Origin of the sequence: Thalassotalea sp. ND16A (assembly GCF_000764205.1) — a bacterium.
Lineage (GTDB): Bacteria > Pseudomonadota > Gammaproteobacteria > Enterobacterales > Alteromonadaceae > Thalassotalea_A.
Map to the genome: position 1 here is coordinate 21,137 of NZ_JQDZ01000124.1, position 12,167 is coordinate 33,303.

The window sequence follows — 12,167 nt, forward strand, 5'->3', positions numbered from 1 at the left end:
ATATTTAATGGTTAAGCAAATTGGTATAGGTAAAAGCCCAGTCTATAGTCAATATCAGAATTTAAACCATCCATGGTAATTCTAAGTTAATTCATCCCAGAATTAACAGAATTTATATCATCCATGACAATTCTAAGTTAATTCATCCCTGAATTAAAAAACCCTGCGATTTGCAGGGTTTATATTTAAACTGATAATGTACCTTGTACCTTGTACCTTGTACCTAGTGCCTATTACTCAATATCGGCGAGTTTTTTCTCTAGATAGTGAATATTAGCGCCACCGCGTGCAAAACCAACATCTGACATGATGTCTTCTTGTAAGGCGATATTGGTTTTAATACCATCGATCACTAATTCATCCAGAGCGTTTTTCATGCGAGCAATTGCTACGTCACGAGTTTCACCGTAAGTGATCAGTTTACCAATCATCGAATCGTAATGAGGTGGTACAGAGTAATCGGTATATACATGTGAATCCCAGCGTACGCCCATGCCCCCTGGAGGATGGAAACGCGTGATCTTACCCGGTGAAGGAATAAAAGTACGCGGGTCTTCCGCATTGATACGACACTCAATGGCATGGCCATTAACTTTAATATCTTCCTGCTTGATGGTTAATTTCTGACCAGCAGCAACACGTAATTGTTCTTTAATCAAATCAACACCGGTGATCATTTCGGTAACCGGATGCTCAACCTGAATACGGGTGTTCATTTCAATGAAGTAGAACTCGCCATTTTCGAATAAGAACTCGAAGGTACCGGCGCCGCGGTAGTTGATCTCATTACAAGCGTTACAACAACGAGCACCAATTTCAGCACGAAGTTCAGGTGTAATGCCTGGTGCTGGCGCTTCTTCTACAACTTTTTGATGACGACGTTGCATTGAACAGTCACGTTCGGCAAGGTGAATAGCACTGCCTTGGCCATCGGCAAGAATTTGAATTTCAACATGACGTGGATTTTCAAGGAATTTCTCCATGTAAACCATATCGTTGTTGAAGGTGTTTCTCGCTTCGGTTTTGGTTAACTGAATCGATTCAATTAAGTCGGCTTCGCTGCGTACAACACGCATACCGCGACCACCACCACCACCAGATGCTTTGATGATTACCGGGTAACCAATACGGCGACCATGAGCGATATTTGCCGCTTCATCGTCGGTCAGTGGACCATCGGATCCAGGAACACAAGGAACACCGGCGGCTTTCATTGCTTTAATCGCGGAAACTTTATCACCCATTAAGCGAATACTGTCAGCTTTTGGACCAATAAAGGCAAAACCTGATTGCTCAACTTGTTCGGCAAAATCGGCGTTTTCCGCTAAAAATCCGTAACCTGGATGAATCGCATCGGCATCAGTAACTTCGGCGGCAGTAATTAAACGAGGGATGTTTAAGTAACTGTCTAACGCTGATGGTTTACCAATACAAATCGTCTCGTCTGCCAATAAAACGTGTTTAAGGTTTTTGTCAGCAGTAGAGTGTACAGCTACGGTTTTAATACCTAGCTCTTTACATGCACGTAAAATACGTAATGCAATTTCGCCTCTGTTGGCGATAACTACTTTCTTTAACATGGAATTAACCTTACGTTGTTGCTTATTCGATTACGAAAAGCGGTTGGTCAAATTCAATGGTGTCTTCATTTTCAGCAAGAATTTGTTTAATTACACCAGACTTGTCAGCTTCAATTTGGTTCATCATTTTCATTGCTTCAACAATACATAAGGTATCGCCAGCATTTACATGTTGACCAACTTCTGCAAATGCAGGTGCATCAGGCGATGCTGAAGCGTAGAAAGTACCAACCATAGGTGAACGAACAATATGACCCGTTAGTTCGGCACTTGCAGGCGATTCAACAGCAACCGGAGCCGCCGCAACAGGAGCCGCAGCAACAGGAGCTGGAGCTGCCATAGCAACGGGTGCTGCAGCTACAACTTGACCACGGCTGATGCGTACCGACTCTTCGCCTTCAGAGATCTCTAATTCATTGATCCCTGACTCTTCAACAAGTTCGATTAGTTTTTTGATTTTACGAATATCCATTAGTACACCTTAATAATGTTTATTTTACTTAACTTAATTTAATTTAATTTGTTTAATGTGCGATGAGCAGCATCAAGAGCGTATTCGTACCCTTTTGCAGCCAAACCACAAATAACCCCTTCAGCGACGTCTGAAAGGTAAGAATGATGACGAAACGCTTCACGTTTATGCACATTAGACAGATGAACTTCAATAAACGGGATCGATACAGTTAATAACGCATCTCGAAGAGCTACGCTGGTATGAGTAAATGCCGCCGGATTGATGATAATAAAATCTACCTTTTGGTGTGCCTGGTGAAGGGCGTCGATTAATTCATGCTCTGCATTACTTTGCAGGTGCATTAAATTGATATCTAAAGATTTAGCCTGTATTTCTAAAATAGCAATAATGTCTGCTAATGTTTGTGAGCCATAGATTTCCGGTTCACGTTTGCCCAACATATTTAAATTTGGGCCATTTAACAGTAAAACATTAAACTTTGTAGTCATCTGCAGCTAAATCCATTGAAATTATTATTTTTGAACTATTTAACGTATTAAAGCATACCTGCTACTCAGTTTATACGTTGAAAATGCACGTTTTTTTCAAATATCTGCACATTATAGACATTTTCGCAGAAATTAGCAGCAAAATACTGGTCTAATCAGTGGTGTTTTGATCTTGAAAAGGGCTATTGAGAGGTAAAAATAACAGAAAGGGGCGGCAGCCCCTTTGTTTAGTGGATAATTTGCAGGTTTAGTTAAATATTTTATTAATATGGTTGGCAAACTCCTTTGCGCCCATAAAACCAGTGACTCGTTGCTGGCTTAATTCGTTGCCATTAACATCAAAAAACAAAATTGATGGCAAACCGAACACATCAAAATTCGACATGATGTCAATATTTTGTGGCTCACCAGTTGCGGTTAAATCGATTTGTATCAGCACAGTGTTATGCAATGCTTGCTGCACTTCTGGCTTGGGAAAGGTGTATTTTTCAAACTCTTTACAGGCGATACACCAATCGGCATATAAGTCGACCATTACTGATTGGCCCTTGCTATTCGCCTTGGCAACCTCGACAGTTAATTGCTCTAAGCTTGCCACGTGGATAAATTCTTTGTGAGTTTGCTGCTGTGCAACACCGGCAGTAAATAAAGTGTTATAAGCCAAGTTGGCGCCAAAGAACAGCATAACAAATATTACTAAAGCTCGAAGGCCATACCAGATACTGGCTGGCGATTTACGATTATCATTGTTTACTACGTAAAAATAGGTGGCGGTCACTAACAATAATAACGCCCATAATAAATTAGACACCATTTCAGCTATGAAGCGCTCTAGCAGGAATATTGGCACTGCTAATAATAAGAAGCCGAAAACATTCTTAATTACCGTCATCCAATTGCCTGCTTTTGGTAACAATTTACCGCCTGAGCTGCCTAATACCAGTAACGGTAAGCCCATGCCTAAGCTCAGGGCATATAAGGCCGAAGCACCGATGACAACATCCCCTGTTTGCGCAATATAAATCAATGCGCCAGTGAGTGGTGCCGTGGTGCAAGGTGAGGCAACCAAACCAGAAATGGCGCCCATCACTAAGACCGATATCATCGAGCCGCCTTTTTGGCTTCTGCTTATATTGTTCAACTTGTTTTGCCAACTTGTCGGTAAGGCTAAATTGAACACGCCAAACATCGAAAGTGCTAACAACACGAACAATATGCTTAAACCAATTAAAATGGCTGGGTGCTGAAATGCGGCTTGAAACTGTGCACCCGCTAAGGCAACAACTATGCCTAAAGCGGTATAAGTAATTGCCATGCCTTGCACGTAAGCCATTGATAAAGTGAACGCTTTACGAGTGGTTAAGTGTTGTCCCTGACCAACAATAATACCGGTTAAAATAGGGTACATCGGGAAAACACAAGGGGTGAAGGAAAGTAATATTCCCAGACCGAAAAAGCTGATTAAGGTGAACAGTAAACTATTTCCGGCGAGCATTGATGCCAATTCATCTTGTTGGCTAATGGTTTCGCCATTGTTCGTTGGTTCTGTGCCGCCGTTGATTTTCGTTACATCAACCGGTGCTGCGCCAATGGCATCTAAAATTGCGTTAGCGCTGGAGTTTGTAGGATTTTCTGCTGATTTTCCTTTTGCATAAACTAGGCCACTTAACGGTACTGTTTGTTTCGTTGGCGGGTAACACAAGCCTTTATCCGCACAACCTTGGTAAGTGATTGTTAACTCACCGTTAGGGCCAACATTACTTAAAGGCAGCGTAAATTTAACTTGTTTGTAGTAAACCTCTTGAACGCCAAAATATTCGTCTTCATGATCTTCGCCTCGCGGCAATACCGGTAAAGTGAACTCGGCATCTACGGCTTTAAATTTAAGTTTGCCTTTATATAGGTAGTACCCATCGGCTATCGCAAAGTAAACTTCCAGCTTGTCTTGCTGCTGGTTAAAGTCAAATTGAAAAGCCTGATCTACGGGTAAAAATTCTTGATCATTGCTGAATAATGAATCCAGGGAAGTATCAAAAATAGAGTCCTGAGCCTGTGATGGTGCAGCAAGCATGGCAATGGTAAGGAGGCATAAAGCTAAAATTGAACGCATTAGTTATTTTTCACCGAGTCAGTTATCCAGTTTAAATACAGCTCATTACCCTGCTGGATATTCAGGGCAATGATTTCGACGACTTCATAGGGGTGAAGCTTAATTATTGCTTGTTCAAGTTGAGAAAATAGTTGCTGCTTTGATTTGATCATCAACATTACTTCCTCATCGCAAGCTACCTTCCCCTGCCAACGGTAAACAGAGGTCATTTTCGGCAAAATATTAACACAGGCGGCTAACTGATCCGTAATTAATTTTTCGGCTATCATTTTTGCCACACTTTCGTCAGGACAATTGCATAATACAATTTGATGCATAATTACTCGCTTTCGTTAATCATTGCTTAATTGCCATTTATCAATCAGTTAATTCAACAAATATGATTGAATATTCTAAGTTAAAATCAATAGTAAGGCTAATAGACTAACTTCGCTTGAAATAGACCCGTTTACCCCAATATTAGTTTCATAACTAATATATTTTGGACCCGTATGTTTAAAGTTTTGTTCTTATTATTTATTGTCATGCCGATTGTTGAAATTATGGTATTGATGAATGTTGGTGGTGTTATTGGCGTGTTGCCAACCATTGCTATTGTTATTTTAACGGCCTGGGTTGGTGCTGCCATGGTGCGTCAACAAGGGCTGGCCACTTATCAGTCGGTGCAATATAAATTAGCGCAAGGGCAAATGCCTTCTGAGGAAATTATTGCGGCGTTATTATTGTTAGTGGCGGGCGTATTGTTATTAACACCTGGTTTTATTACCGACGGTTTTGGCTTGTTATTATTGTGGCCGGTGTCGCGGGCCGCCATTGTAAAAGCGGTGCAAAAACACTTAGTGGTTTCACAACAACATAAAGCAAGCTTTTTTCATGGCCAGTTTCATCAACAGCAAAGCGGTGAGCATTCACCATTTACCGAGCAATTTAATTCACAACAAGATTCTGAAAACCGAAATATAGATGTTGATAATAGCAGCAAAACCATAGATGGTGAGTTTGAACGTAAAGATTAACTTTGCTAAATAACGACATAGTACTGTCTTAATCGCGGCATTTGCTTAAATAGCGCTATTTTTTTAGATATTTTTTGCATAATAACTTGAGAGTCTAAAAATAACCCCCATCTGTTTACTATCAGCAAATTGATTAAACAATTTAACTTATTAAAAAATTCATATCAGGAGATATAAATGAGCATTCGTCCTTTACACGATCGTGTGATTATCAAACGTAAAGAAGTAGAGTCAAAATCTGCTGGCGGTATCGTATTAACCGGGAGCGCAGCTGAAAAATCTACTCGCGGTGAAGTCGTTGCGGTAGGTAATGGCCGTATCCTTGAATCTGGCGAAGTTCGTCCTTTAGATGTAAAAGTTGGCGACCAGGTGATTTTCAGTGAAGGCTATGGTGCCAAGACTGAAAAAATTGACGGCGAAGAAGTGCTTATTTTAAGTGAAGCCGATATTTTGGCGATTGTTGAATAGAGCTGCTGCGCATCTCTATTTAGACCACTTCGTGGTAATTTAAAAAAAGTTATTGTAGATCAGGCTTTTGCCTGATGAATAAAAAATTGAGGAAAAAATAATGGCAGCTAAAGACGTATTATTTGGTAATGACGCCCGCGTAAAAATGCTTAAAGGCGTAAATATTCTAGCCGATGCAGTAAAAGTAACTCTTGGGCCAAAAGGCCGTAACGTAGTCTTAGACAAAAGCTTTGGTGGTCCAACTATCACCAAAGATGGTGTTAGTGTGGCAAAAGAAATCGAATTAGCCGATAACTTTGAAAACATGGGCGCACAAATGGTGAAAGAAGTTGCGTCGAAAGCCAACGATGAAGCCGGCGACGGCACCACTACAGCAACCGTTTTAGCACAAGCTATCGTAAACGAAGGCTTAAAATCTATCGCTGCTGGTATGAACCCTATGGATCTTAAGCGCGGTATCGATCAGGCAGTTATTGCTGCGGTTGAAGAGCTTAAAGGTTTATCGCAAAAATGTACTGACAACAAAGCGATTGAGCAAGTTGGTACCATTTCAGCGAACTCAGACACTACGGTTGGTCAAATTATTGCAACCGCAATGGAAAAAGTGGGCACCGAAGGCGTTATTACTGTTGAAGAAGGTCAAGCTCTTCACGATGAGCTGGACGTTGTTGAAGGTATGCAGTTCGATCGCGGTTACTTATCACCATATTTCATCAACAACCAGGAAAGCGGTAGTGTTGAATTAGAAAACCCGTTCATTCTTCTTGTCGATAAAAAAATATCTAACATTCGTGAGCTATTAACTACCCTTGAAGGCGTTGCGAAAGCTAGCCGTCCATTGTTAATCATTGCTGAAGATGTAGAAGGTGAAGCGCTTGCAACACTAGTCGTAAACAACATGCGCGGTATTGTGAAAGTTGCTGCTGTTAAAGCCCCAGGGTTTGGTGACCGTCGTAAAGCGATGTTACAAGACATCGCAACATTAACTGCCGGTACCGTTATCTCTGAAGAGATCGGCATGGAACTTGAAAAAGCAACGCTTGAAGATTTAGGTCAGGCAAAACGTGTGGTTATTTCTAAAGACAATACCACTATTATCGATGGTATTGGTGAAGAAGCGGAAATTGCTGGTCGTGTAGCACAAATTCGTGGCCAAATTGAAGATTCTTCTTCAGATTACGACAAAGAGAAATTACAAGAGCGTTTAGCCAAACTGGCTGGCGGTGTTGCGGTAATTAAAGTTGGCGCAGCAACCGAAGTTGAAATGAAAGAGAAGAAAGCTCGTGTTGAAGATGCTTTACATGCAACACGTGCTGCTGTTGAAGAAGGTGTTGTTGCTGGTGGTGGTGTTGCCTTGGTACGCGCTGCGACAGCAATCAAAAACCTTGAAGGCATTAACGAAGACCAAACACATGGTATCAACGTAGCAGTTCGTGCGATGGAAGCACCACTTCGTCAAATCGTTGCTAACTGTGGTGATGAATCATCAGTAGTGCTTAATGAAGTACGCAACGGCAAAGGCAACTACGGTTACAATGCTGGCACCAGCGTTTACGGTGACATGTTAGAAATGGGTATCTTAGATCCAACCAAAGTTACTCGTAGTGCATTACAGTTTGCAGCATCTGTTGCTGGCCTAATGCTTACTACAGAAGCTATGATTACTGAAGCGCCACAAGATGCTGCTGCTGCAGCTCCTGCAATGCCTGATATGGGCGGCATGGGCGGTATGGGTGGTATGGGCGGCATGATGTAAATGCCGTTAGGTCGATAATGTATAGGTAAATCAATTGGTTATCTGGTAAGCGTTGTCACTAATGTGGGAACCTTAGTTAGCTATGATTGTTAGAAAATGGCATGCCTTATGGTGTGCCTTTTTTATTATAGCTTCCTTAATGCATTCTTTAAGGGGCAGCGGGGAGGGGATAAGGTAATGACCTTGCTTGTCGATTGCATCGTTCCATGACTCTTAACAAAAACGTGGTTTACTTTTTAAATAAGAAGCTCCCACGGTGCGTCGTGTTAAAAATAGAGGAGTTAGTTGGATTTATCGATAATGGTTAAGTTTCTTTCAATACCACAAGCACAAACGAAACGAAGTATCATTGGCCAAAGAACTCGCAAATCTATTACCGCAAAGCAGGCACTTTACAGCACTTGCTCGCGGCGCAAAATAAGGCTGAATCGGTGTTAGATATTGTTCAATCGAATTATGAACGCAGTGAACCTATGTGGACCAGAAAATTGAGCTCTGCTGAAAACAAGGATGATGCAAAATTGAATTTAGCCAAAGCGATACATGCTTATAGTGAAGGGAAAGCTAACGTTGCAGAGCTTGTGGGCGTTACGGTCTGGATACTATTACACATTGGTTTGGAGGATGTCGATGATCTTATTGAAGACTTGTCTCAAGGAGTTGCTCGTTTAACAAAATTTCTTTAGTGGTGCCTAATCGATCTTCATACGTTTACATAAAAGTAGTCAGCATCGTTGATACAAATTGCTACATTTGTTCTTTTGACTTCATATATAAAAGAATCAAATATGATTGTCTTATTGTTATAATTAATTTATCGCGATGTATTTGATTATTTTATATTTGCCAAGACGATTTTTGAGTTTTATTTCATTTGTTCTAGTCAGTTTATTTTTTAGTTTTTCTCTGGCCGCTAACTCAGACAATGATATCTATCAGGAGGACGAAGGTCTCCATTTAGGGATAGGTGCAGGTTATGGCCGTATGGGCAATCCTGTTTATCATATGGATGACATCCCCCTTATTCTTATTCCAAGAATTGAGTATTTTTACGGCGATTTTGCTTTTAGCAATACACAGCTTACATATACGCCTTTTTATGGTGAGAATTTTCAATTTTCCTTTCTTACTCGCTTTAATAATGATGGTTTATATTTTCTCGAACAAAATTTTTCGACATCATTGGCAGCTGCGACTTTTCGTTCGCCAATGATGGGCAGTCCGTCACCAGGGCAAATACCACCAAAAGGTACTGTGCCGACTAAGCGGCGTGGGGATATGTCTTTAATACAGAGACGGCATTTATCCTTGATGTCTGGAGTTGAATGGATATACGACTGGCAATACTGGCGCCTGAGTGCGAGTTGGTTACAGGAAATAACTCAACGCCATTATGGCGGAGAAAAATTTTTGGCGGTAGAGCGTCATTGGTTGCTTGATAAACATTTAGTTGTATTGGGTGCCGAAGTTCAACAACAAAGTGCTGACTTAATCGATTATTATTATGGCAGTCATTATTCGGATTTAGGGGCAGGATTTAGCCAGTATAAAGGGGAACAAGCCTATAATTTTAGTCTGCAACTAAAATATCAGTATAGGTTTGATAATAAATGGCAGTTAATCACCGACCTTAAGTATCAAACGTTGGATCCGGTGATCAGTGAAAGTCCTTTCGTAGACCAAAGCAATGTTTTCTCTTTCTACGCAGGAATCGCCTGGAATCATTAATATGTTTAAATTTTCCGGGCGAAACTCACTCATAACACTGTTGTTGTTAACTTTGACACTGCCAACCGCAACAGTGTCAAAGTTAAGTTTTGCTGTTGAGAGTGTAGAGCCAATGCAAATTATCCCTAATAAGTGCGTTACTACCGCAAGTGAATGTCAGATGAATATCATGGTCTCTTGGCAAGTTGGGACACAAGGTAAATTTTGTTTGCGGGTTATTGATATTGATACCCGGTTAATGTGTGACCTACCTAATGAGATGTTTAATTTATCGATACCTATAAATAGCCCTAAAAATGTAAAAATTGAGTTGCTTCGTCAGGGGAGTTTGGTGGTTGTTTCGACCGCTATTGTTGCCATTTATAAATTAAAGAAGAAGCAACGTCGTCGAAAAGTTGCTTGGAGTATTTTTTAATGAACGGTAATAAAAAAAATATCTTGTATGTAGAAGATGATCTTAAATTAGCAAAATTGGTTAGTGACTTTTTGCAAAAGAGCGGCTTTAATATCAAACATGCCGATTCAGGTTGCCTGGCCAGTTATGACGCACAAACCAATCAGTATGATCTCATTTTGTTAGATATTGGTTTGCCTGATACTGACGGTTTCAGTGTTTTTAAAGAAATAAAAGCTAATCAAAATACTCCGATTATTTTTATGACGGCTAGGCAAAATCAGCTGGATCATGTCAAAGGGTTAAATCTGGGCGCCGATGACTATTTAACTAAGCCTGTTTCACCTTCAATTTTAATCGCTAGGATCAATACTTGCCTGCGTAGAACACCGGTGAAAAATAAAAAAACACCACTCTATTCTCCTCAAAATTTGCTCTTTGGCGCGTTAACAATAAATAAAATACAACGAGATGCCTATCTTGACGGTGTAGCATTGGAGTTAACCACAGCGGAGTTTGACCTGCTGGTTCAATTGGCGTCAGATGCCGGTAATATGATCTCTAGAGAACAACTGTTCGATACCGCTATTGGCCGTGAATATGATGGTTTAAATCGTACGGTAGATGGTCGTATTAGTCGACTACGTAAAAAATTAGGTGATGATGAATCACCACCGACAAAAATAAAAACAGTTTGGGGTAAAGGATATATTCTGGTCCCGGAAGCTTGGCTGTAAGATAGCAGATGTTTCGCTTGTATTTTTCATTATATTTTGCCTTGGCCGTTTGTTTAGGAGTGAGCGCCTGGCTATTGGAAACGAAAGTTCAAAGTAATCAGTCCTTATCGGCACTAGAGTATTCTACCATAAGTCGTTTATTTGGACCGGCAGAAAATACAGCTGACACTCAGGCTAGCTTTTCATTAACGAAAAATTTATTGCAACAATTTCATTGGTCGCAAGACTTATTGAGCCGAATGAAAAACAAAGAAATTATCATGTTACATGATGATCAAAATAGTATTTATTTTTACAAGCTAGCCAATGATAAGCAACATGTACTTACACTTGGACCATTTCCCCAACATTCACCGACTAATGACGATTCGTTCATTTCGTTGCTGTTTTATACCGCGACGGCTTTTGCGGTTTTTATTTGTAGTTGGCCCTTATTTAACGATCTTCATAAGCTACGCAGAGCAAGTGAAAAAATAAGTCAAGGTGACTTTAACCAACAAACCCAATTCACCCGTTTTAGCATGATAAAAAGTATTGGAGATGCTTTCGATCAGATGTCACATAAGTTAAATCAGCGAACCAATACGCAAAGAGAACTGATCAACGCAGTCTCCCACGACTTTTTAACGCCTATTTCTCGGGCAAAATTTGCGCTAGAGACTGCAAATGAGCGCACCGATGTTATGCTGCTAAGAGACAGCGTATTACAAGACACTATTGAACTTGAGTTACTGGTTGATGAATTCCTTACCTACGCCGAGCTTAGTCAATGTCAACCCCATTTTATACCGCGACAAGAAAACGCTCTGGAATTGCTTGAAATTTGCGCCCACAAATTTGCTGCTTATTCACCAATTGTGATTCACTTGGATTGCCATTGTCGGCAAATAAAGATAGATAAACGTAGTTTTATTCGCATCATACAAAATTTACTCGGCAATGCCATTCGTTTTGCCAATAGCCAGGTTAATGTCAGTCTTAAAGCCTTAAATCAAGGCCTCATTCTTGCCATTGAGGATGATGGACCTGGGATTTCTGCTGAGTTATTACCAGCGTTACTTAAACCATTTGCTAAAAAACAACAGATTAGTGAACAACGTTATCAAGGTGTCGGGCTGGGCCTGGCTATTGTTAAACAGCTTTGTGCCTGGCAGGATGCTCAGCTCAGTTTTAGCCGTAGTGAAGCATTATCTGGCGCTAAGATAACCATTATTTTTCAATAATAACTTCGCTCCAATTTCCTGCTCGCCAACAAATATAAGCTAAGTATTGCCCCTGTGCTTTGTATCAAAGTGTGCACAACTGTACCAATTCTTACGGTTTAATTGACTGTCTGAGGGATAAATTTAACTATTCATTCGACGAAAAAATGAATGATCAAATTACTTTCACAAACCATCTGCAATGTTTAGGTA

Annotated in this window: 13 protein-coding genes; 8 read left to right on the forward strand and 5 right to left on the reverse strand. The window is 40.5% G+C overall.

What is annotated here, in order from left to right:
* Positions 1-233: 233 nt before the first annotated feature.
* From accC to cutA, 5 genes are all read right to left on the reverse strand, one after another.
* Positions 234-1,580, reverse strand: a complete 1,347-nt coding sequence (gene accC / locus ND16A_RS00780) for an acetyl-CoA carboxylase biotin carboxylase subunit (protein ID WP_033079378.1) — start codon at positions 1,578-1,580, stop codon at positions 234-236.
* A 22-nt stretch (positions 1,581-1,602) separates the two neighbouring features.
* Positions 1,603-2,052, reverse strand: a complete 450-nt coding sequence (gene accB, locus ND16A_RS00775) for an acetyl-CoA carboxylase biotin carboxyl carrier protein (RefSeq protein WP_033079379.1) — start codon at positions 2,050-2,052, stop codon at positions 1,603-1,605.
* A gap of 38 nt (positions 2,053-2,090) precedes the next feature.
* Entirely contained in the window at positions 2,091-2,543 is a 453-nt protein-coding gene (gene aroQ, locus ND16A_RS00770; RefSeq protein ID WP_033079380.1) for a type II 3-dehydroquinate dehydratase, read from the reverse strand.
* A gap of 247 nt (positions 2,544-2,790) precedes the next feature.
* On the reverse strand, positions 2,791-4,653 hold the full coding sequence (locus tag ND16A_RS00765; RefSeq protein WP_033079381.1) for a protein-disulfide reductase DsbD: 1,863 nt from the start codon (positions 4,651-4,653) through the stop codon (positions 2,791-2,793).
* Complete coding sequence (gene cutA / locus ND16A_RS00760) at positions 4,653-4,970, reverse strand: divalent-cation tolerance protein CutA (RefSeq protein WP_033079382.1); 318 nt, start codon at positions 4,968-4,970, stop codon at positions 4,653-4,655. Before cutA ends, ND16A_RS00765 begins: the two co-directional genes overlap by 1 nt.
* A gap of 174 nt (positions 4,971-5,144) precedes the next feature.
* On the opposite strand from cutA, the gene ND16A_RS00755 reads away from it, so the two are divergent.
* From ND16A_RS00755 to ND16A_RS00720, 8 genes are all read left to right on the forward strand, one after another.
* Positions 5,145-5,669 carry an FxsA family protein gene (locus ND16A_RS00755; protein ID WP_033079383.1) on the forward strand — a complete coding sequence of 175 codons (525 nt, stop codon included), beginning with the start codon at positions 5,145-5,147 and terminating at the stop codon, positions 5,667-5,669.
* A gap of 177 nt (positions 5,670-5,846) precedes the next feature.
* Positions 5,847-6,137 carry a co-chaperone GroES gene (locus ND16A_RS00750; RefSeq protein WP_033079384.1) on the forward strand — a complete coding sequence of 97 codons (291 nt, stop codon included), beginning with the start codon at positions 5,847-5,849 and terminating at the stop codon, positions 6,135-6,137.
* Positions 6,138-6,237: 100 nt separating this feature from the next.
* Positions 6,238-7,893 (forward strand): chaperonin GroEL, encoded by a 1,656-nt coding sequence (gene groL / locus ND16A_RS00745; protein ID WP_033079385.1) that lies wholly within the window; start codon positions 6,238-6,240, stop codon positions 7,891-7,893.
* Positions 7,894-8,324: 431 nt separating this feature from the next.
* Positions 8,325-8,579 carry a hypothetical protein gene (locus ND16A_RS00740; protein WP_152593942.1) on the forward strand — a complete coding sequence of 85 codons (255 nt, stop codon included), beginning with the start codon at positions 8,325-8,327 and terminating at the stop codon, positions 8,577-8,579.
* Positions 8,580-8,751: 172 nt separating this feature from the next.
* The gene (locus tag ND16A_RS00735) at positions 8,752-9,621 is read left to right on the forward strand and encodes a MipA/OmpV family protein (RefSeq protein ID WP_033079387.1); all 870 of its coding nucleotides are present in this window, start codon (positions 8,752-8,754) and stop codon (positions 9,619-9,621) included.
* 1 nt (position 9,622) lies between these two features.
* A complete protein-coding gene (locus tag ND16A_RS00730; protein WP_033079388.1) occupies positions 9,623-10,036 on the forward strand; it encodes a DUF3019 domain-containing protein in 414 nt (137 codons plus the stop codon).
* The gene (locus ND16A_RS00725; protein ID WP_081945740.1) at positions 10,021-10,752 is read left to right on the forward strand and encodes a response regulator transcription factor; all 732 of its coding nucleotides are present in this window, start codon (positions 10,021-10,023) and stop codon (positions 10,750-10,752) included. The genes ND16A_RS00730 and ND16A_RS00725 overlap by 16 nt, the downstream gene beginning before the upstream one ends.
* Positions 10,753-10,760: 8 nt before the next feature.
* Positions 10,761-11,975, forward strand: coding sequence for an ATP-binding protein (locus tag ND16A_RS00720; RefSeq protein WP_033079390.1), 1,215 nt, complete (start codon positions 10,761-10,763; stop codon positions 11,973-11,975).
* Positions 11,976-12,167: the final 192 nt, after the last annotated feature.